Raw genomic sequence first — 19,385 nt, forward strand, 5'->3', positions numbered from 1 at the left:
ATCACTTCTTGCCCCCCTTCTTCCGGATCGGCTCCGGGGTGCCGTTGGCCCAGCCGACGATGGCGCTGTCGTCGACCCAGACGGTGCCGAACAGCTCCTTCAGGGCCTTGCCGTCCTTCGTCTCGGGGGCCTGCCCGCTCACGGGATCGGGCACCTGCGGCTTGGGCCGCGAGGCGTAGGCGATGTAGGCCGAGATCACCAGCAGCGCGATCTGGATGACGACCTGCACCCAGGCGCCCCGAGGCGCGCCCGGCGCGATCGCCGCCGGCGCGGCCTGCCACAGCGCCACCGCCTGGACGGAAAACACGACCAGCGCGGCCACCAGCACCGCTCGCCGGCAGGGCGTGGCGTACTTGTCCATCGCCCAGTAGCGCGCCATCCAGTAGGCCCAGTGCAGCTTGCGCGCGATCAGCCCCATGCCTGGCTCCTGGGCAGCGGGTCGGAGGTGGGCAGGTTCTTGTAGCCCGGGTAGTTCACGCCGTTGCCGTAGCTGTCGCAGGCCTCGCTGTTGTGCGCGCAGCCGGGGTAGGCCGACAGGTCCAGCCCGATGGCCAGGTCGGCCGCGCCGAAGTTCACGACGACGGTGTCGCCGGCGTGCGACCAGATGGTGCGGCGCTCGGTAAGGCCATCGAGCCGGGTCCACTCGATGAACCCGCCGCCGAGGTTGCGCGGGGCCGCCGCGAACGCCGGCGCGGTCAGCGCCAGCCCGGCGACGGCGCTGAGCGTCGCAGGCACCTCGTGCGCGGCTTTGTCGAGGTTGCACATGCCCTCGCCCTGGCTGTAGACCGGCACGTCGCAGTTGCGCCCGATGCGCGCCTGGCGCCCGCTGGTACGGGCGTTGCGGTACGACGGGTCGCACGCCAGCTCGAGCGTGGTGTCGGTGAACTTCGGGCCCAGCACGCGGCCCAGCCATTCCACGTTGACCTGTTCGTCGGGGTCGCCCAGGTGCGTCGTCATCACCGTCACCAGCACCCGCTCGCCCGGCGGGTACGGGTTGAACCAGTCGCCCAGCACCTGCGTGACCGGCTGGTCGGCCGCATTCGGGTCCATGCGGTATGGCACCGTCACCGTCAGCTGGTTCTTCTGCGGGCTGGCTGCCGTCTGGCGGATCTCCGAGTGCGAGATGCCGCGCGCGGCGACGTAGGTCTCACCGCCGATGGTGAGGTCGCGATCGCGGCTGGTGAAGCGATGCTCGACCGCGCCGCGCTTGAACAGGTACAGCGCGACCTTGCGGCCGAAGAAGCGGGAGAGCTCGAGGTCCTCAAACATCGGGCACCACCGCCGAGAAGGACAGGCTCACCTGCGCATGGCCATCGGCATCGGTGTAGTGGGCGATCTCCTGGCTGTCGGGGCCCACGCTCAACGTGAGATAGGAAATGGCCCGCACCTGGGCGGGGGCCACAGCAACCCCCAACGGCGCATCAAGGAACAGGCTCTCGGTGGCACCGGCGTCCGCAACACCCGTGACCCGTCGATACAGCACGGTACCGTCCCTCAGCTCGATGCGGAGATCCCGCCGGTTGGGCTGCAGCGCGCCCAGCGCCGCGTAGCCGGTCCACTCGACCGTCATCGTGGTGGACGCGGCACTGATCGGCGCGGCCAGCCTCAGGTCCTGCTTCCAGCTCGGTACCCACAATGGCACCGCGCCCCCGCGCATGCCGTACAGGCGCGATCGCGCCGCGGCTTGATCGGCACGACCCCACAAATGCCAACCCATCGAGCTGCCGCGCAACTGCACACTGGCGAGATCGAACTCGGCCGGACCGCCGAGGTCGTTGCTGACTTCCGCCATGAGGCGGTTGTAGCTGCCGCCTTCGTCCGTCCCATCGTCCGGCCGCCACTCCAGCACGGGGTGTCCCAGGTAGGTGGCCACGGGCGCCGCGGCAGGCCATGCGCAGGGCTCACGGACCTCGAAGCGGACCGTGCGCCGGCCCTTGTCGTCGGCGCGCACGGTCTCCTGCAGGCCGTTGCGGACCCGGCCTCGCCGCAGCGGATACAGACGCGTGCCGCGCGGCCAGGCCTGGGAGGTCGGGGATGCGAGCACCAACGCCCCCGGATCGACCGTCGCCACCTCCAGCACCTCCCACGTGTTCACCCCACCCCAGAGCAGGGCCAGCCCGTCATCGGTGAAGTCGTAGCCGTCGGTCGCGCAGGCAATGCTGCCCAGCCCACTGGTCAGCGGCCCCACCAGCTGCAGGTCCGGCCAGACCGGCAGCAGCATCGCCTGACCGCTGGCGGTATGCAGCAGTGCGTCCGCGAAGCGCCAGGGCAGGCCCTCGTCGAAGACCTCGAACTCGAAGGCCCGCGCGGGCGTCTCGCGCAGGCTGGCATGGAACGACACGCCCGTCGTGTTCGCCCGCAGCGTGTTCGTGCCCCACCCCAGCGACTCACGCACCGGCCGTGCCCAATCCGGCGGCACGGTCCAGGGCACGGGCCCGCCCGGCGTGAATGCCATCAGCCCTCCCACCCGGAGCGGACGGTGTTCTGATCCTCGATCACCGTGTTCACGACGGCCTTCTTGAAGCGGCGATTGCCGGCCAGCCGCTCGGCCACGTCATCGAGGTCGAGCGCATTGATGACCGCGACGCTCATCTCGGGGCTGATCGTGGGGGCGTAGGTGTCGTATCGCGGCGTCGGCAGGCGGGGCTCGTTGGCAGACTCGAACAGGCCCCCATCGGCAAACCGCGTCCACCCGTACAGCGCGTCCATGCCGCGCTCGTTGAAATCCTCCAGGAACGGCAGCGCGCCGGGCTGGCGCACCACGGCGGCCCGGGTCACATACTCGTAGTCGGACAGCCGCGCATTGATGCTGTCGCTGGTCCCGGTACCGGCGCCGCGGACATGCCCACCGGTCGCGTACCCGTCGCCCCCGCCATAGGTCGCGGCTGCCAGCAGGCTGGCGATCTGCGCGCCCTGGGCGAACGCGGCCGCAATCAGGGGGATGTTCTGCGGGTAGCCCGCCTTGCTGGCCTCGGCCACGTTCTGCCCCAGCGCCACGGCCGCCTGCGCCACCGCGAAACCCTTGCTCAGGGCGAACAGGGCCCGGTAGGTCTTGCTCTGCTCGCCCCCGTACGCACGCGCGATCCCCGCCAGGCCGTCGAACATCTCCGACGCGCCGGCCAGCATCACCTGGGACTGCGCGCTCTGCAGCTGCCGCAGCTTTGCCTGGTGCTCGGCCTCTATGCGCAGCTCGGCCGCATCCATTTCGGCCACCGTGAACAGGCGCTGGTCACGGTAGTTCTGGAGCAGCTGCAGCTGCTCGGCGTACCACTCCTGCAACTGGGTGCGAGCCTCGTCGATCTTGTCCAGCTCGCCGAACGGCCCCGCCACCTCCGGCGCCAGGCCCTGGAACTTCGGCGCCTTCTTGAAGGAGTCCTTGAGGATTCGCTCGAGGGCCTCGTCGTAATCGCCGGCATCGCCGATGCCGCGCTGCATGGCCTCATTGAGCGTCTGGACGCGCTCGATCGCCGTGTCGAGCGCCACTTCCGCCGGCGTGCGCAGGCTGTCCAGCATCCGCTCGTATGCCTTCTCGGCCTCTTCGAACGCCTTCTTCTGCTCCTTGGCCTGGTCGCGCCGGGCGCGCTCGGCATCGAGCAGCTTCGCGTTCTCCACCAGCTGGGCCTTCAGCGCATCGTTGGCGCTGGCGTAGGCACCGGACTGGATCTCGTATCGGACGCGGGCCTCTTCGCTGACCCGCGTCTCGCCTTCCTCCACCTCGCCCAGCAAGGCCACCTGGCGCTGCAGGTTGGCCAGCGCGGACTTGGCCGCGGCGTCGGGGTCCTCACCCTTCTTCGGCCGTCGCTTGCGGGGCTTCTTCGCCTCGGCTTCGATGCCGGCGATGATGGCCGCCTCGTCGGCGCGGATCTTGGCCACCAGCTCCTTGTTGTCGGCCGCCATGGCGGCTTCGACCGCATCGTTGGCCTGCTGCCGCGCGGCGGCGATGCGCTGGGCGCGCTTCTCCTCCGCCGAGGCGTACTTGGCCGCTTCTTGGTCGAGTGCGATCGCGGCTTCTTCGGCCCGCTGTGCTTCGGCTCGCCGGTTTGCCGCCTTCTGCTCCTCGACATTGGCGTCCGACAACGCTCGCATTTGATCGCGCATGGTGGCGATTCGGGAGTTGAGCTCCTGGTCGCTGAGCTGCAGGAAGGACAAGCTGAAGCCACCACTTGCCCGAGTCTGCAGCGCCTCCTCCATTGCGAGGATCTGCTCTTGAAGACCGACGAATGCCTCCTGCCCGGTTTCGGCACGCCCGACACCCAGCATGCTGTCCCACGCTGCGTCGGCAGCCAGAGTGATGTGGCTCCAAGCCTTCTCGAGCAGGCCGAGGTTGTCCTCAATCTGCGACGTGCGGCGCTGGACCTCGTCCGCGTACGTTTGCATGGCAAGCGTGGCCGCCTCCTGCGTGCGCCCCTGCTCTTCGAGCGCCTTGATCTGTTCGTAGACCTCGAGCGTCAGGAAGTGCGTAGCATCGTTCAGAGCAAGAACGGCCTTGACCGGCTCGTCGGCGAGCTTGGCAAATCGCTCGACGACTTCCTCTACCGCAACTCCGCCGATCCGCTGGAGATCCAGCGCGGCCCCGGTGATCGCCGCAACCTGGTCCGCAGTGAACTTCCCGGACTTCGTGATCTCGGCCAAGGTGGCAGCCACCTTGCGCTGGCTGTTCTCGCCATCGGACAGCGTCAGAGACATTTCGGCGAGACGATCTGAAGTCAGCCCGACGATTCCACCGGTCTCGATCAAGGCCTCATTGAAGGCTTGGGATTCTTTGCTGCCTTCATTCCATGCGTAGGCCAAGGCCGCGACCGCGCCAGCCGACAACGTCAGCGGGTTGATCAGCCCCAGCAAGTAGCCACCGGCTGCGCGCGCCGCCGGCCCAATGCCACCGAACACGTCCTTCAGCTGACCACCCTGCTGCAGCAACACCTGCAGCGGCCGCTGCCCGGTGGCCAAACCGGTGAAGATGTCGGTGAACTGCACCGGCAGCTGGCGCGTGGCCTGCTGCAGTTGCTTCGCCGACAGGGTCGCCTTGTCCATGGACTGGGTCGTGCGGTCCACCGCCTTCGAACCCACCGTGCCGCCGGCGAGGTCGCGGTTGGCCTGGCTCAGGCTGCGCGCCAGGGACTTCACCTGCTTTTCCGTGCGCACCAGCTCGCGCTGCGCCTCACCGAACTCGGCGCGCATCTTCAGGTCGATCTCGAAGTCCTTGTTGCGGGTGGCCATTAGCCTTTCCTCAGTCGATCAATCCGCTTGGGCGTTTCCTTGCCGCCCCAGTGCGCCACGGCCGCGTCCTCGATCGCGTTGGCGCGCGTGCGGCGCTCCAGGCGAGCCAGGGCGGCGTCGTAGGCCCTCAGTTGACGCTCGGTGAGCCGTCCGAGGCGGTCGTGGTCTCCGATCCCGGCGGCAGCGAGCCGGGCGAAGAGCTCGAACCAGTCGACACGCGATGTGCGGCCGCCAGCGCCGCGTCCCGCATGTCCACGGCCACCTCGCGCACGAAAAAACCGCTGTTCACCGTGAACCACGTGCTCAGGAACAGCTCCGAGTCCGCCGGCTCCAGCCGTTCGATCCATTCCGGCTCGACACCCGCCGACTCGGCGGCGATGGGCACCACCACGGCGCGGTGCTTGCCGAACAGGCGCCGGACCCGTGCGTAGCGCATGGTGCCGTCGGCACACAGCGCCACCATGTCGGCGATGAGGTCGCTGGCACGCTCGGCGATGCCCAGGCCCTCGAGGAAGCCGTACTCGCGGATGGTGACCTCGCGGCCGGCGATCTGCGTGGTGAGGTCGGGCGCGAGCGTGTTCAGCCCCGCCGTCCCCGGATCGGGGACGGCGGGCGGCGCGGTCGCTGGCGCGGCGGGAGGGGCGTCCTCCCGGGGCAACTTGCGGGCCATCAGGACTCCTGCGGGATTTCCATGCGACCGAAGCCGCCCAAGGTCGGATCGAGCGCGCCTTCGCTGTCGAACAGCGCGGTGCCGGTCAGGCTGATCTCTCCGAAGCTGGAATTGATCAGCGGCAGGCTCGCGATCGGCTGGAACTTCACCCGGTACAAGTGCAGGCGCACCGGACTGTTGTCGAGCGTGTTCACGCCGTGCAGGTACAGGTAGCGCTCCGGCGGCGGCGCGGTGAAGAACGGCAGGCTGGTGAACGCCTCGTGGGTGTAGTCGGCCGTCAGCGGCTGGGTGTAGCCCGTCGGATCGATGATCCGGACGATTCCGCCGGCGGCGTTTTCCAGTACGAAGTCGCCCGAATCCACGGGCGCCGGGGTGGCGTCGTTGAGCGTCAGCGCCGACACGTTGGCCCCCTTGGCCAGCACGATCCGGTCACCGGCCACCAGGGCGTCCGGCAGCGCCTCGTCCGTCACGCTGGCGCCGGCGACGTTGTTCGGCGTGGCATACAGGCCCAGCTGCAGGTTCTCGGCCGTGCCGTAGCGCAGCACCAGCCCCAGGCTCACGCGGGTGGCCGTGGTCAGCTGGGCCGACTGCAGGCGGTTGCCCGAGTAGGTTTCGGTGCGGTCTTCGGTGTCGGTCTCGAAGGTCAGGTCACAGGACGACTGGTCGCCCACCCAGAACAGCTTGCCCGGCTTGGGGCCCGCGAGGCGGGTGCCGAGCTCGATACGGCCCTGGAAGCTGAAGTCTTTCATCGCGGCGATCTCCGGTTAAACGATGAGGTCAAGGAATCGGGGGCCGCAGGCCACCGGTCGGGGTTCATCCGCTGGCGCTCTTTCGCCCACGGCGTTCGTAGGATTCGCGCAGGCGGTCGACCTCGGCGGCGAGCACGCCGCGGGCGAAGTCGGCGATGCGCTCGGGGCGGCGCCCCTTGGCCAGGGCCTGGGCGATCGTGGCGCCGTACTCGACGGCCAACGGCTCTCGGCGTTTGCCCTTGTAGCGGCCCGCCGTCATCGGCCGCGGGGCTCCGGACCGCGTCACGATCTGCGTGTTGCCGCTGAGCAGGCGGGCCTTGAAGGCACCCTGGTGCAGCTCGCGCTTGCCGCGGAAGATCGCGGCGGTCACGCCCTTGCGCACCTGGCGGGCGCCGAAGTTCAACAGGCCGATGCCGCGTCCCCAGCGGCCGGACAGCGAGATACCGTTGCCGTCGCCGCGAACGATGAGGTCCTGATTGATGCGCCCGGCCTTCAGGTTGTACTCGGCCTGGATATCGCGACGCGCGAACACCGGCAGTCGGCGCTTGAGGGTGGCGATCGCGCGGTCCTGCACGTACGGCAACTGCGCGCCCAGCGCCTGGGCATTGCGCACCGCGGCCAGTTCGCCCTGCAACTCGAAGCGGACGTTGTCCCGGCGCGTCATCGCCGATACCCCGTGCGCAGCATCGACTGCGAGGCCATGACGGGCAGGCCTTCCGGCCGGTCCAGATACACCGCCTCCAGCCACTGCAGCGGCAGTGCACCGGGGAGGGGCAGCCACTGGTCCAGAGCGGCCTCGATGTCGTCGGTGATCGCCACCACCAGCGCGTGCGCGTTGTCGAACCCGACCGGCACCTGCGCCTCAATGATGAGGTCGAACTCACGCTGGCCACGCACGCGCTCGTTGTCGCCAACGATGCTGCCGCTGTAGATGGTGATCAGCGGTGCGTCCGGGTCAGTCTTACTGGGCTCAATGCGAACGTCGTCGCCGGCATCGGTGTGGTAGCCGTTTGCGATGCTGATGACCTGCAGGCGCGCCTGGATGGCCTGGAGGATCGCCCAGGGGATCGGGGTGTCAGCCAAGGAGCACCACCCGGGCCACATAGCCGTCGTCGCTGTCGACGTCATCGACCTTGCGGGCCACCCCATCGATGGTCACGAGGTCGCCGACCTTGGGCCGCCACTGCGGCACCTTGAAGCTCGCCACCGTGACCTGGCCGATCTTCTGGCCGTGGTCACCCAGGCGCGCGACGCCTTCGTCGATTATCAGGCGGACGGGCACGGCCACGTCGAGCCCGCGCTGGACCGTGCCGTCGACACCGAAGACCTCGAACAGGCTGTCGTCCATGTCGGTGAACGCCGGGTCCAGCATCACAGCAGCACCCCATTGGCCTTGTGTCGCTCGATGCATTGGGCGCAGGCCTTGCGGCGCGCCTCGCACTGGTCCAGCTGGCCGACCAGCGGCGCGATGACCTGTTCGCCCAGCTCGCGCCAGGCCTCGGGGCTGTCCGGGTCGCGGGGCGTCCACGCCGGCGCCTGTGTATTGCAGGGCACGTAGCACAGGGCATTGCACAGGGCCGGGACGGCCGGCGGCGGCGGGCCGGGGCGCTTCGGCCCACAGCCGGCGAGCGCCAGTGCGAGGGCCACGGCCATCAGCAGCTGGGTCATGGCGTCGCCCCCGAGAGCCGGTTGAATGCCTCCACGCGCGCCGCCCCGGGGCCGCAGTTGCCCGGCATCGGCGGCAAGTTGCGCTCGACCGTACGGAACTCGGTGACGCGCTCGCGCCCGCGCTCGACCAGGGACGCCAGGTATGCGAGCAGCGCCACGTTGTCGGCGTCCGCAGCCCGTGCCACGCCGTTCACCACGTCCAGTCGGCCGTGCAGCGCCGCGATGGCGCCCGCGTCCCGGGCCGCCTGCAGGGCGGCGTCCGCCCGCTCACCGGCGCCGCCGGCGCGGTAGAGCTGCAGGCCGTTGCCCAGTAGCGACAGGGCCAGGGCGATGGCCAAGGCGATCGCTATGCGCGTCATGCGATTCGCCCCCGCTGCAGGCGCCAGCGCCACAGCCAGTGCGCCATGTGCAGCGCCACGCCGATGCGGAACAGGATCTCCCACCAGTGCGCGGGGTGCCCGCGCAGTTCGGAAATGGCGATCGCCATCGCGCCGACGGCCACGAACACCAGGGCGATCTGGCTGGCATGGTGGCGCACGCAGCGCGGGCGGCCATGGCGCAGGTAGAAGTACATGGCCACGAACCAGATCACACCGCAGGCCATCAGGTTCGACGCGGTCCAGAGCCAGCTCATTTCAGGTTGCCTCCACCTTGCGCTCGACGAAGCGGTGGCCGAGGTTCCAGATCGACTGGAACGCCAACGCGCACAGGCCCGCACGCGCACTGGGGTCGACCTTGGCCGCCATGGCACCCAGGCCGATGAAGTCGACGTGCGGGAGCACCAGCGAGAACCACGCGCCCGAAAACGCCATCGCCACGATCCCGAACACCACGCGCGGGATGCGCGTCTCGGGCTCGCCCTTGCGAAAGTAGAAGCTCAGGGTCGCGCCCAGCAGCGCGGCGATCAGGACGCCGTACGGCACGCCCAGAATGACCATGCCCACGGCGCCGCTGGCGGCCGGGACCTGCTTGGACATGACGGTGGCGAATACTTCGTTGCGCATCAGGCTCCCCCCTGTTCTGCCAGCAGTGCCGTGGCGAAGACCCGACACAAGCGGCGGCTCCAGCCGAGCCCGAACGTGTCGTCCAGGTGGTCCAGGAGCATGTAGTCGTGCATTCGCAGTGCCGCGTACTCTTCAAGCTCGGCGCGGCCGGCTCGTGCCGCTGCGGCAAGCGTCCGCGGACCGATCTGGCCATCGACCTTGACGCGCAGGGCCTTCTGCAGGAACTGCTTGGCATCGCCCTCACCTTGGTTCACACATGCGTCGAACGCGAGCAAGGCCAGGCCCAGTGGCAGTGCGTCGCCGTGAATCGGGCGCCAGTACATGACGTCGTAAATCACCTTGGCCTGAAGGAGCGTGAGGCTGGAAACCGATGCGGGCAGGTGCTGGATCACGCCTCGTGCCCGATCCAGGGTCCGTTGCGTGATGCCCAGGTTGGTGTGACCGCCCGGGTCCGCGGCGTGGTTGACCTCGCCACCCTCGTGACCGAGCAAGATCCGCAGGCAGTACTCGAATGCCGAACTCACGGCCGACGCTCCATGCAAGCGATCACCCCACCCGCTGCCGGGACGAGTCGGCGGCGGGCGGGGGTCGCCTCAGGGAAGCGATGGCGGGGCTGCGGGGTCACGATCAGCTGCCGGCGACGCCGCTGCCGGGGGTCAGCTTGACCTTGACCGTGGTCGCGCCGTTGCCGGCGGCCTCGATCGCGACGCCGAAGGCGTTGAGGTCGCCCGCGCCGCCAGCGGCGATGATCACCTCGCCGACGTCGGAGTCCCAGTTGACCGCAGCGCCGACGGGAATGACGGCCGTCGACAGCTTGGGCAGCTCCCACACGCCCTCGATCTGTACGGCACCGGTGTCGCCATTGGCGATGTCGGCGATCGGAATGGCCAGCAGGATGCCCACGATCAGGGGCACACCCGAGGACAGGTTGGCGCCGGCGGTGTAGTCGATGACATTGCCCGGCTGGATGAAGTTTTTCGCCATGAGGGTTCTCCGAGAATGGCGTTACGGGGAGGCGTGCTTCGAGCTCGGTGGGGCGGCCATCAGCCGCCCCACCCGTCCCGTCACGCGCCGGGGTTCTTGGCCAGGGCGATGTGATCGACCGCGGCCGCGGCCGCGTCGAGGCGCACCTTCCACTCGGTGCCGTCGACGTTCCAGCCCTGCTTGGACTCCAGGTACGGCTCCTGGCGGCCGTCGAGGTAGCCCACGACGATGCCGTCGTAGAACGTCGGGTCGGCCACGCCATACCAGGCGGCCGGGTCGGCGGCGTCCAGGCGCGGGTCCTCGATCACCTCGAAGGTGTTGCGCACGATGTTCGGGGTCGTGTTGTTCTTGCTGCCGCTGACCTCGAACTGGCTCTCCAGCACGGTCCGCGCCAGGCCACCCAGGCCCACCGGCACCACCAGGAACTTCAGCGGCACGCGGACCACGTTGCCAGCGGCGTCCTTCTGGGTGGCCATCAGCACGCGCATGCCATCGACGGTGGTGGTGCTGATCGCCGAGCCGGGATTTACCAGGTTGTTGTGGTCGGCATGGAACAGGGCCTTGCCATCCGACATCACCGGGTTGCTGGTGAAGATCGAGAACACCGCATTGCCCAGGGTGCGCTTGGCGGCCTGGCCCATCTTGCGCGGCACGTCGGCCAGGGCATTGAGGTCGTCGTTGATCACTGCCTGGCGGGTGATGCTGAACATCTTGCCGTAGGTGACCAGGCGCAGCGGGCTGCCGGACTCGTTGAAGGTGCCGTACTTGTACTCGCTGCCTTCGGGCACGATGTCCAGGTTGCTGAAGCGGCCCAGGCCCGCCAGGCTGGTGGGCTTGAAGTCGGTCAGCGTCACCGGACGGGTGAACAGCGGGAAGACCTCCGGCGATTCCTCGTAGCCGCGCTTGAGCGACTTGTGCGCGACGTCGCTCAGCAGCAGCGGGAAGTCGCTGGTGCTGTGGGTGAACGAGCTGGCCACGATCTCCATGCGGTCCATGCCCCGGGTGTTCACCCCTGCCGCTTCCGCGCAGGCGCGCGACAGCTCGAACATGGTGTGGCCGCGGAAGGGGTTGTCGCCTGCCGCGCGGGTCACGCCCAGGCGCGAGTCGATGGCCAGCGCCATCGCCTGGCGCTTCTTATCCCGGTCATCGTCACCGGCCGCCACGGCGGCGTTGCCGTTCATGGGCTCGCGGCCCTGGCCGATGAGCGCCAGGATGCGGCGGCTGACGTCGTCCGCGGTGACCTCCGGGTCGGCACCGGCGATCACCTCGTCGTAGTACGACCGCACATCCGGGTGGCCCAGGTGCGGGGTGGCGATCGCGCGGATCTCGGCGTTGCGCGCCTGCAGGGCCGCGATCGGGCTCTCGGCGTTCTGCGGGTTGGCCGCGGGTTCGGCCGCCGCGGTGCGGGTCGGGTTCGGCATGTCGATGTCCTCATGGATGCCGGACACGGCCGGCGAAGTGGTGCCGGCGGCCGCCGGCGAACGGGGGGTGGGGTGCGCGGCAGCGGCGGCCGTCGCATGGGAGTCGCGCGGGTGAAGCAGCGCGTCGAGCTGTGCGGCGATGTGCTGGGGCGCTCGTGCGGACAGGCGCTGGAGAGCGGCCGCGCTCGCGGCGGCGTCCTCTTCGGCTTCCTCCGGCGCCTCGGCATCCACAGCCTCATCGGCCAGGCCGGCATCCACGGCCTCCGCGGCGGTGTACCAGTAGTCCTTGCCCGACGCCCACAGGGCTTCGAACTCGCTGGCCGGACGCCCGCTCTTGCGGGCATAGCTGGTGGCCATCGCCTTGCCGAAGGTGTCCAGCACGTCGGCGTACTCGCGCAGCTCGGCGCTGTTGCCGTAGGCGAAGCCCCACGGCGCGTGCAGCATCATCAGGGTGTTGTCGGGCATGGTGATCGTGTCGCCGGCCATCGCGATCAGGCTGGCGATCGAGGCCGCAATCCCATCGATGTGCACGTCGATGGTGGCGCCCTCGCTCGCCTTCCGGCGCAGGGCGTTGTAGATCGCCACGCCGTCGGAGACGGCGCCGCCGTAGCTGTTGATGCGCACCACGATGGTGCTGGCGCTGATATCGCCCAGTTCGTCGACCACCGACTTGGCGGTAACCGTGTCCTCCCACCAGCTCTCGCCGATGTTGCCGTAGATCAGGAGCTCGGCCTGGTCATCGCCGGCCTCGGCGCGCACCTCCATGCGGCCGGGAACGGCGCGGGCAGCCGCCGCGGCCGAGGTACGCCGGTCGCCGCCGCGGCCCAGGATGGCGCGCATGGCCTGCGGAATCTTCTTCAGCTTGATGGTCATTCGGGCTCCTTCAGCGCGAGGGCGCGGGCAAGGCTCCGCCGCGATGCGCGCGTGTCGTCGGGGTTCGTGCCTTCAGGCGTCGACTGGCCGGCGGTCTGGTCTCGCCAGTCCTCACGCAGGCGCAGCACCTCTTCTGGGTCGTTGCCCGACAGCAGGATGTTCTGCTGTGGCGCCTGCCAGCCGCGGTCCTCCATCTCGCCCCGGGCCAGCGCTTCCTTGAGCGGATCGATCCAGGGCATCTGCGGCCGCACGAAGATGGCGGCCATCAGCTCGCGCTGCGTCCAGCCACGTGGCAGGCGCACGATGCGCGCCAGCAGGCAGGCCTGGACGAAGCGGGTCCAGATCGGGCGCATCGTGCGTGCAGTGAAGAACTCGCCGAGCATGGCGTACGCGCCCCACTGCTCCACCAACTCCTGGCGCTGCGCGGAATAGGTACCGTCGTAGTTCTTCGACACGGAACTGTGGCTGGTGCTGGTACCCCCGGCGACCCGGCGCAGTTGGTCGTTGATGTAGACCGCGACGTTCGGGTTGGGACGCTTGCTGTCGAGGATCTCGATCTGCTCGCCGGGCAGCAGGTCGTCGCCGATCATGCCGGGCACCATCGTCAGGGCACGGTAGGCCGCCGCCTCCAGCGCCTGCCCGGTGACGGGGTCTTTGCTCGAGCCATAGCCGCTAGCGTCGCCCTTGATGATCTGCGCGCACAGACTGGCGGCGACCTTGGCCGCGATGCGCTCGCTGTCCTCGTAGTCCTGGATATCGCGCAGCCGGTTCATGACCGGGGCGAACATCGACAAACCGCGCACCTGGTGGATGCGGTCGATGTTGGCGAGCTGACAGATGAACTCGGCCGGCACGCGCTTGGTCTCGGCCTTCCAGTACAGGCCGTCGCCCGGGTGCTGCTTGTAGACGTGCCAGGCGACCGGGCGCCCCCAGGCATTGCGCTCGACGCCCTGCCGGATGTTGCGGGCCTCGTCGTTGAAGTCGAGGGGGATGAGGTCCGCCTCGAGCATCTCGATCGAGAACGGCACCTCGGTGCCGTGGTCGAGGTACGGGATGCGGCCGGTCAGGTCCTGGAAGAAGGACTCGCCGTCGCGAGCGCAGCCACCGAACAGGAGCTGCTGCGACTTCCCGAAATCGTGCTGCCAGGTGACCTCCGGGCGGTCCCACCACAGGTCCCAGGCATCGCGCAGGTCCTGCGCCAGGCCGCGATCGACCTTGCCGCCGCGCCGGCGTGGCGCCGGGATCACGTCAATGCCCGACCCGACCACGTTCTGCACCAAGACCGAGAGCACGGTCCGCGCCACGTCGTGGTCGCGGCACAGCGCACGGGCGCTGTCGCGCAGTTGCTTGGCGTCCAGTCCCACGATGCGGTCACCACTGCCGTGATCGATCGCCATCTTGCGGCTGCGGCTTGGGCGGGTGGCTTCGTGGACCACCGCCTGGACGCGCCGGGCCGAGTCCAGCTCGCGGCGGGTCTGGTCGTGGCGCGCCTCCGCAGCGATGACCGCGTGATCCGTGGGGATCAGGGCCTGCAGGCGCTCACGGGCGACGGTGGCGGTCAAGCCCGCCATCAGATCCGGCCTCCGAAGTCGGCCTGGGAGAAGCGGCCCCCACCATTTGCGACGCGCGCATCGCGATCCACGACCGTCTGCAAGCGGGCGATCTCTTTCTGGACCGCCTCAAGGTCTGCGCGCGTCAGTTGCCGGTCGCCGAAGCGCACCGACTGGCCCGAGAGGATCTTCGCCTCGGCGGCCAGGTAGAGGTCGAGTCGCTGTTGGTTGAGGGTCGGCACATGAGTAGGTTGCCGGGGTCGCGCGGACATTCGTAGGCAAAACGTGTCCGCGACCGAATCTGAAAGCCTTGCCCTGCTTACGTTTCAGGATTGCGCGCGGACAAGTTTTGCCAAAACATGTCCGCGGCACACCTTTAGGCCGCTTCAGCGCCACCTTTTGGCAGTCCGCCGGGGAACAGGCGGCGCAGATGCCGGACCGTGATCCCGTGGCGTCCCGCGACGCGCGATGCGTCGGCGCCGTTGCGAAGCTCTACTTCCATCTGCGACACGTCGTACTGCCGCCCCGGCTTGGGAATGTACAGACGCTCACCCGGGTATTCGCGCTGCAGGTAGTCGACGATGACGTTGGCGAACGGCAGCGCGATCGACTCCGTCGCGCCCAGGTCCTCCACGATCGCCTGCACCAGCTCCGCGCGCAGGGCCTCGGTCTTGTCGAGGTCTCGGCTGTTGCTCATCCGATGTTCCAATCCCCATCCACGACGCCACCCCGCTTCGGTGCCGCCCGGGGTGGCGCGCTGGCCGGCTTCGCCGGCGTCGATGTTTCACGGGAATCATGGGCCGGCTGGCTAAAGAGGTCCTGTGGGTCCGGCAGGAGCGCTGCTTCCAGGGCTTTGAACTGCGCCTCGCGCATGGCATCGATCTTTACGGCCGGCGCGTAGGCGGCCCACAGCGCGTAGACCAGCGTATCCAGCGGCTCGTTGTAGGAGCCCTTCGGCCGGATCCACTTCTTCGCCGCCTCGTCGAAGTACTCCACCACCAGGCCCTCGAAGTACTTGGGCTCCAAGGCGCCCGGATCCGGCTTGAGCGGGTCGTACTCTTCGCCCCGCCCGCCGGGGAAACGGATCATGCGCGCGTCGATCGGATCCGGCTCACCGTCCTTGTCCGCGGCCTCTTTTGCCAGGATCGCCGACGACAGCCAGCCGTAGATGATGTGCTTGAGCACGCTGGTGCCCACGCCCCAGACACCGACGCTTCGCGCGAGTGTCTTGTCGCGGTCGTTCACCTCGGTCTTGGAGGGACGGTACACTGCGCGCTCGGACTTGTGTTCGGCGCGGCCGCGGATCAGATAGAGCGCCTGTGTGCGATAGCCCCGATCGACCTGGATCATCCGGTCGCGGCCCGAGCTCGCCACCTTCGACTGCACGAACTTGGCCGCCATCTCGGTCCAGTTGCCACCGTCGATCGCCACGGCGCGAATGTGCATCGGCCTGCCATGGACGTTGTGCCACACGCCTTGCAGGTACCGGTCGAGTTCGGCGTAGCCATCCGGCTTGGAGGGATCGCCATCGAGGATGGCGTACTCGACCACGCGCCCTCGCTGGCCACGACCCCACGCCACCACCTGGACCTCGAAGCGGTCGTGCGCCAGGTCGACGCCGGCGGTCAGGATCAGACCCGCCTCCGGGACGACGCCGGCATGGACGCCCGGCTCAGCCAGCGACTTCACGTCCTCGGCGTTCTGGGTCTTGCGCTCGCCCTCGTAGACCTCGCCCAGCACCAGGTTGGTGAAGCCAGCCAGCTTGTCCGGGTTCTTCTCGGCGGCGGCGCGCTTGTCGGCGATCGCCTTCCACGAGTCGCCAATGCCCTCCGGCGAGTAGGCGGCCCAGATGTGATAGCTCTGGTGCGAGCGCGGCGCCTCGGGATTCGTGGGCTCCCAGAAGGCGCCGTCGGGCGCAGGTGGATCGATGACGGTCCGGCAGCACACATCCGCGAAGACCAGCCGCCCCTTGCCTTCTTGGGCATGGATCACTCGCAGCGGCACCTCACCGCAGTCCGGGCAGGCACTGCGCTCGCGCAGCATGGCCTCGCGATGGTGCTCGCGTATCTCGCAGCCGTGGGCGGTGCAGGCAAAGAAGCCTTGCGGGTGCAGGTTGTCGGGCTTGAGCACCTGGTGCGCGCCGCATTCCGGGCAACGCACGCGGTAATAGCGACGGTCGCCGTCCTGGAAGTCATCGTCGATCTGGCTCGCCCCGGCAACCGTCGGCGTGCAAGCGCGGTAGCGCTTGGCACGATCGCCGTAGGACATGGCGCGGGCGGCGAGCTGTTCGGCGGCCGAGCCCTGACCACCGATATCGGTCGGCGACTCGTCGTACTCGTCGTGGAACACGAAGCGCGCGGTGCGCTGGCGCAGCTGCTTGCTCGAGTTGACCCAGATCGTCCACAGCGTGCCGCCCGGGAACTGCTTCTCGAAGGTGTTGTCGCTCTCGAGCTTGGCCTGCAGCGTCGGCATGATCGCCACGGCCGGTTCGAACTTGGACACGCTCCAGCTGCGCGCCAGGTCCTTCACCGGCTGGGCCACGATCATCGAGTCCAGGCCGCGGTCGATCACGTACCCGACCCAGTTGATCCCGACTTCCGTCGCACCGATCTGCGCCGACTTCTTGAACGTGACGTCGGTGACCCGGGTGTGCTCGCTCAGCGCGTCCATGATCTCGCGCAGGTAGGGCGTGCGGCTGGTGCGCCACTCGCCCGGCTCGGCGCCGGCGCCCTGGGCGATCTGCCGGTACTTGTCGGCCCACTGGCTGACCGTCATGCGCGCCGGGATGGTCCACCCTTCCGCCCAGGCCGCGGCGACGACCGCGCTCGCGTCAGCGAGCTGGACGTCGAAGTCGACGTCGAAGGTCTCGAGCATCATGCGGCGTCCTCGGTCGGCATGGCGCGCTTCTGCGCCAGCGCCTGGGCCGCCTTCTGCATTTCCTCGCTGATACGCGCCACCTCGTCGTTGATCAATTGCTCGCAGGCATGCGGGTCGGACTCCGCGGCCAGCTTGAGCCGGAGCTTGCTGCCCATGCGGCGCAGCCGCTCCATCGCCTGCCGCGCCAGCGTGAAGGTGTCGCGGCGGACGTCGTGCGTGCGCGTGAGCGCGCCAGAGAGCTCGCCCAGGCGCAGCTCCGCCTCGCGCGCCTTGGCGAGACGCTCGCGGCGCATGGCCTCGCGCAGATCGACCCGGTCATGCAGCGGCGCGACGGTCGCCGTGGGCACGTCGTCACCTGGTGTCGCGTCGTGCGCGTCGCGCGTGCGATCGCCGCCACGCACAGGATCGGTGGTCTCCGCCAGGAGGGCGTCGCTGGCGGCGACATCGATGCGCTTGCCATCCGGCGCCAGCTTCAACCGCCCGTCCCGGCGCATCCGGCGGACGTAGGAGTCGCTGCATCCTCGGTGCTGGGCGTACTCGGCGGTCGTCATGAAGCGGGTTTCAGCGGTCACCGGAACCCCCTGCCACCATCGGAACCCCGGAACCAATAACAAAATCAAAAACTTGCACGAGTTTCGCGGCCTCGCTACCCGCACTACCCGGCGCCCCGGGAGGACCCGCGCGCCGGGGGCCGGCGCCCCTCGCGGTGCCGCGCCCGACCGGGCCCGCCTCGCCCTGCCCGACCTCGACTGAGGTTGGGCAGGAGGTTGGGAAGCGGAAACCCTTGCGGCTGTTGGCTATTCCCAACCTACCCAACCTACCCAACCTGTTATTACACATGGGGAGAATGTAGTGGCGGACCCACTCCATACACGCGAGGGACAAAAGGTTGGGCAGGTTGGGCAATGCCCACGGCGAAAGGCCCGAGGTCGGGCAGGAGGTTGGGCAGAGGTTGGGCAGCGCGCCCAAGGTCGGGCTAGAACGGGATGTCATCGTCACCCCCTGCTGCCTTGCCAGGCGTCTCGGCGGCCGCCATCGCGGCCCAGGTCAGGCCCGGCTGCAGCCACCGTCGCTCACGGCGCCCGCCGGGCACGATACCGCGATCGTGGCGCCATCCCAACCGCTTCATGATGTTGGCCACGCGCATCTGCTCCGGCCGGCCATGCCTGGCTGCGTCCACCCCAATGGCGAACAGCAGCAGCTCATCGGTCGTGGTCCAGGTGGGCGTCTTGCCGTAGAGCCTCGATGGGTACGCTTTCTCGCCAGGGTCCCTGCCGTCGAGCCAGCGCGCCACGCGTCCCTCCCAGCTGTCTTCGAAGTAGCGCGCCTCCTGCTCGTCGCCGGCGTCATCGGGCAGGTCCCACCACTGGAAGCCGGCGCTGAACATCGCGACCGCCTCAGCCCACAGCTGGTCGCGCACGGCCTGCAGGCGGTCAAGGTCGATCTGTCCCCCGTCTTGGATCCGGACCGGTAGGAAGCGTCGGCCACCGGTGTGATCGCGCAGGTATTCGGTCTCGTTCGTGGTGCCGACGAACACGCACTCACGGCGGTAGGACCGAGGCACGCGCTCGTACGGCGCACGATACTTGTCGACGCGGCGGGTAATGGCGCCCTTCACTGCCGTGATATCGGCCTTCGTGAAGCTGTCCATCTCGGCGATCTCCACGCCCCAGCACCCCAGAATCACCTGGTAGAAGTCCTTGCCCGAGGGCGACTCCAGCGTTTCGACGTACCAGCTCGGGTTGAACAGCACGCCCATGGCCGTGGTCTTCTTCTTTCCCTGGATGCCTTCCAGCACCAGCATGAAGTCCACCTTGGCGCCCACCATGGGTTGCTTGGGGTCGAACCACAGGATGCGCGAGACGGCACTGACCATGAAACACTGGGCCGCGTGCCGGTTGTAGGCACGGTCCTCGACCCCGAACAGGTCGACGAACATGCGCTCCACGCGCGGCGTACCATCCCAATTCAGGCCTTGCAGGTATTCACGGATCGGGTGCCGCCTGTGCCGGCGGGCCACGGTGATGACCGCCTTGAGCGCCATCTCGTCGCTGACCAGCATGCTGTAGCGATCGGGCCGCTGCAGCCAGGCCGCCAGTTCGCAGGCATCCGTGTCGGTGAACTCGTCGCGGTTGCCGCCCACCCAGGGTGGATCCTTGGCCAGCACCACCTGGTTGCTCGACTCGTTCAGCCAGAAGGCGCCGGCGAAATGGTCGTCGTGCTCGAGGATCAGCATCAGGTTGTGCAAGGTGCTCTCGATGCGACCGTCGCGGTTCGTCGTCAACGCCAGGCGCCAATCGCTGTCGCCCGGCGAGCCCCCGCCTGGCGGCGTACCGCCACCGTCAATGACCTCCAGTCGCTTACGCGCCACG

General features: G+C 68.7%; 22 protein-coding genes. All 22 read right to left on the reverse strand.

Going from position 1 to position 19,385, the window contains the following annotated elements:
* Position 1: 1 nt before the first annotated feature.
* The 22 genes from H4F98_RS14980 to H4F98_RS15085 all read right to left on the reverse strand — a co-directional run bounded on the left by H4F98_RS14980 (position 2) and on the right by H4F98_RS15085 (position 19,384).
* Positions 2-418: a hypothetical protein gene (locus H4F98_RS14980; protein ID WP_182688645.1), complete on the reverse strand. Its 417-nt coding sequence runs from the start codon at positions 416-418 to the stop codon at positions 2-4.
* Positions 409-1,269 carry a phage BR0599 family protein gene (locus H4F98_RS14985; RefSeq protein WP_182688646.1) on the reverse strand — a complete coding sequence of 287 codons (861 nt, stop codon included), beginning with the start codon at positions 1,267-1,269 and terminating at the stop codon, positions 409-411. Before H4F98_RS14985 ends, H4F98_RS14980 begins: the two co-directional genes overlap by 10 nt.
* Entirely contained in the window at positions 1,262-2,455 is a 1,194-nt protein-coding gene (locus tag H4F98_RS14990) for a hypothetical protein (RefSeq protein ID WP_182688647.1), read from the reverse strand. The genes H4F98_RS14985 and H4F98_RS14990 overlap by 8 nt, the downstream gene beginning before the upstream one ends.
* Complete coding sequence (locus tag H4F98_RS14995; protein ID WP_182688648.1) at positions 2,455-5,217, reverse strand: phage tail length tape measure family protein; 2,763 nt, start codon at positions 5,215-5,217, stop codon at positions 2,455-2,457. Before H4F98_RS14995 ends, H4F98_RS14990 begins: the two co-directional genes overlap by 1 nt.
* Positions 5,218-5,344: 127 nt before the next feature.
* A complete protein-coding gene (locus tag H4F98_RS15000) occupies positions 5,345-5,887 on the reverse strand; it encodes a DUF6631 family protein (protein ID WP_182688649.1) in 543 nt (180 codons plus the stop codon).
* On the reverse strand, positions 5,887-6,636 hold the full coding sequence (locus H4F98_RS15005; RefSeq protein WP_182688650.1) for a phage tail tube protein: 750 nt from the start codon (positions 6,634-6,636) through the stop codon (positions 5,887-5,889). Before H4F98_RS15005 ends, H4F98_RS15000 begins: the two co-directional genes overlap by 1 nt.
* Before the next feature lie 64 nt (positions 6,637-6,700).
* Positions 6,701-7,300 carry a hypothetical protein gene (locus H4F98_RS15010; RefSeq protein WP_182688651.1) on the reverse strand — a complete coding sequence of 200 codons (600 nt, stop codon included), beginning with the start codon at positions 7,298-7,300 and terminating at the stop codon, positions 6,701-6,703.
* Positions 7,297-7,719, reverse strand: a complete 423-nt coding sequence (locus tag H4F98_RS15015; protein WP_182688652.1) for a hypothetical protein — start codon at positions 7,717-7,719, stop codon at positions 7,297-7,299. The genes H4F98_RS15010 and H4F98_RS15015 overlap by 4 nt, the downstream gene beginning before the upstream one ends.
* Positions 7,712-8,008: a head-tail joining protein gene (locus H4F98_RS15020; protein WP_182688653.1), complete on the reverse strand. Its 297-nt coding sequence runs from the start codon at positions 8,006-8,008 to the stop codon at positions 7,712-7,714. The genes H4F98_RS15015 and H4F98_RS15020 overlap by 8 nt, the downstream gene beginning before the upstream one ends.
* The gene (locus tag H4F98_RS15025; RefSeq protein ID WP_182688654.1) at positions 8,008-8,304 is read right to left on the reverse strand and encodes a hypothetical protein; all 297 of its coding nucleotides are present in this window, start codon (positions 8,302-8,304) and stop codon (positions 8,008-8,010) included. The genes H4F98_RS15020 and H4F98_RS15025 overlap by 1 nt, the downstream gene beginning before the upstream one ends.
* Positions 8,301-8,663, reverse strand: a complete 363-nt coding sequence (locus tag H4F98_RS15030; protein WP_182688655.1) for a hypothetical protein — start codon at positions 8,661-8,663, stop codon at positions 8,301-8,303. Before H4F98_RS15030 ends, H4F98_RS15025 begins: the two co-directional genes overlap by 4 nt.
* Positions 8,660-8,938 carry a hypothetical protein gene (locus H4F98_RS15035; protein WP_182688656.1) on the reverse strand — a complete coding sequence of 93 codons (279 nt, stop codon included), beginning with the start codon at positions 8,936-8,938 and terminating at the stop codon, positions 8,660-8,662. The genes H4F98_RS15030 and H4F98_RS15035 overlap by 4 nt, the downstream gene beginning before the upstream one ends.
* Position 8,939: 1 nt before the next feature.
* Positions 8,940-9,308 (reverse strand): hypothetical protein, encoded by a 369-nt coding sequence (locus tag H4F98_RS15040; RefSeq protein WP_182688657.1) that lies wholly within the window; start codon positions 9,306-9,308, stop codon positions 8,940-8,942.
* Entirely contained in the window at positions 9,308-9,832 is a 525-nt protein-coding gene (locus H4F98_RS15045; protein ID WP_182688658.1) for a glycosyl hydrolase 108 family protein, read from the reverse strand. Before H4F98_RS15045 ends, H4F98_RS15040 begins: the two co-directional genes overlap by 1 nt.
* 103 nt (positions 9,833-9,935) lie before the next feature.
* The gene (locus tag H4F98_RS15050) at positions 9,936-10,292 is read right to left on the reverse strand and encodes a DUF2190 family protein (protein WP_182688659.1); all 357 of its coding nucleotides are present in this window, start codon (positions 10,290-10,292) and stop codon (positions 9,936-9,938) included.
* Between the two features lie 80 nt (positions 10,293-10,372).
* Complete coding sequence (locus H4F98_RS15055; protein WP_246373270.1) at positions 10,373-12,586, reverse strand: ClpP-like prohead protease/major capsid protein fusion protein; 2,214 nt, start codon at positions 12,584-12,586, stop codon at positions 10,373-10,375.
* A complete protein-coding gene (locus H4F98_RS15060) occupies positions 12,583-14,157 on the reverse strand; it encodes a phage portal protein (RefSeq protein WP_182688660.1) in 1,575 nt (524 codons plus the stop codon). Before H4F98_RS15060 ends, H4F98_RS15055 begins: the two co-directional genes overlap by 4 nt.
* On the reverse strand, positions 14,157-14,378 hold the full coding sequence (locus H4F98_RS15065) for a primosomal replication protein PriB/PriC domain protein (protein ID WP_343064777.1): 222 nt from the start codon (positions 14,376-14,378) through the stop codon (positions 14,157-14,159). The genes H4F98_RS15060 and H4F98_RS15065 overlap by 1 nt, the downstream gene beginning before the upstream one ends.
* A 134-nt stretch (positions 14,379-14,512) precedes the next feature.
* Positions 14,513-14,833, reverse strand: coding sequence for a hypothetical protein (locus H4F98_RS15070; RefSeq protein ID WP_182688661.1), 321 nt, complete (start codon positions 14,831-14,833; stop codon positions 14,513-14,515).
* Positions 14,830-17,013 (reverse strand): terminase gpA endonuclease subunit, encoded by a 2,184-nt coding sequence (locus H4F98_RS15075; protein ID WP_182688662.1) that lies wholly within the window; start codon positions 17,011-17,013, stop codon positions 14,830-14,832. Before H4F98_RS15075 ends, H4F98_RS15070 begins: the two co-directional genes overlap by 4 nt.
* Positions 17,010-17,585: a hypothetical protein gene (locus H4F98_RS15080; RefSeq protein WP_182688663.1), complete on the reverse strand. Its 576-nt coding sequence runs from the start codon at positions 17,583-17,585 to the stop codon at positions 17,010-17,012. Before H4F98_RS15080 ends, H4F98_RS15075 begins: the two co-directional genes overlap by 4 nt.
* A 404-nt stretch (positions 17,586-17,989) precedes the next feature.
* The gene (locus H4F98_RS15085) at positions 17,990-19,384 is read right to left on the reverse strand and encodes a virulence-associated E family protein (protein ID WP_182688664.1); all 1,395 of its coding nucleotides are present in this window, start codon (positions 19,382-19,384) and stop codon (positions 17,990-17,992) included.
* Position 19,385 lies beyond the last annotated feature (1 nt).

This window comes from Marilutibacter spongiae (assembly GCF_014145325.1).
Classification (GTDB): domain Bacteria; phylum Pseudomonadota; class Gammaproteobacteria; order Xanthomonadales; family Xanthomonadaceae; genus Marilutibacter; species Marilutibacter spongiae.

Coding starts and splice junctions, on each gene's coding strand:
- H4F98_RS14995 (WP_182688648.1), bottom strand. CDS start 5,217: ATGGCCACCCGCAACAAGGACTTCGAGATCGACCTGAAGATGCGCGCC.
- H4F98_RS15010 (WP_182688651.1), bottom strand. CDS start 7,300: ATGACGCGCCGGGACAACGTCCGCTTCGAGTTGCAGGGCGAACTGGCC.
- H4F98_RS14980 (WP_182688645.1), bottom strand. CDS start 418: ATGGGGCTGATCGCGCGCAAGCTGCACTGGGCCTACTGGATGGCGCGC.
- H4F98_RS15070 (WP_182688661.1), bottom strand. CDS start 14,833: ATGAGCAACAGCCGAGACCTCGACAAGACCGAGGCCCTGCGCGCGGAG.
- H4F98_RS15005 (WP_182688650.1), bottom strand. CDS start 6,636: ATGAAAGACTTCAGCTTCCAGGGCCGTATCGAGCTCGGCACCCGCCTC.
- H4F98_RS15040 (WP_182688657.1), bottom strand. CDS start 9,308: ATGCGCAACGAAGTATTCGCCACCGTCATGTCCAAGCAGGTCCCGGCC.
- H4F98_RS15050 (WP_182688659.1), bottom strand. CDS start 10,292: ATGGCGAAAAACTTCATCCAGCCGGGCAATGTCATCGACTACACCGCC.
- H4F98_RS15075 (WP_182688662.1), bottom strand. CDS start 17,013: ATGATGCTCGAGACCTTCGACGTCGACTTCGACGTCCAGCTCGCTGAC.
- H4F98_RS14990 (WP_182688647.1), bottom strand. CDS start 2,455: ATGGCATTCACGCCGGGCGGGCCCGTGCCCTGGACCGTGCCGCCGGAT.
- H4F98_RS14985 (WP_182688646.1), bottom strand. CDS start 1,269: ATGTTTGAGGACCTCGAGCTCTCCCGCTTCTTCGGCCGCAAGGTCGCG.
- H4F98_RS15025 (WP_182688654.1), bottom strand. CDS start 8,304: ATGACCCAGCTGCTGATGGCCGTGGCCCTCGCACTGGCGCTCGCCGGC.
- H4F98_RS15060 (WP_182688660.1), bottom strand. CDS start 14,157: ATGGCGGGCTTGACCGCCACCGTCGCCCGTGAGCGCCTGCAGGCCCTG.
- H4F98_RS15000 (WP_182688649.1), bottom strand. CDS start 5,887: ATGGCCCGCAAGTTGCCCCGGGAGGACGCCCCTCCCGCCGCGCCAGCG.
- H4F98_RS15020 (WP_182688653.1), bottom strand. CDS start 8,008: ATGCTGGACCCGGCGTTCACCGACATGGACGACAGCCTGTTCGAGGTC.
- H4F98_RS15035 (WP_182688656.1), bottom strand. CDS start 8,938: ATGAGCTGGCTCTGGACCGCGTCGAACCTGATGGCCTGCGGTGTGATC.
- H4F98_RS15030 (WP_182688655.1), bottom strand. CDS start 8,663: ATGACGCGCATAGCGATCGCCTTGGCCATCGCCCTGGCCCTGTCGCTA.
- H4F98_RS15055 (WP_246373270.1), bottom strand. CDS start 12,586: ATGACCATCAAGCTGAAGAAGATTCCGCAGGCCATGCGCGCCATCCTG.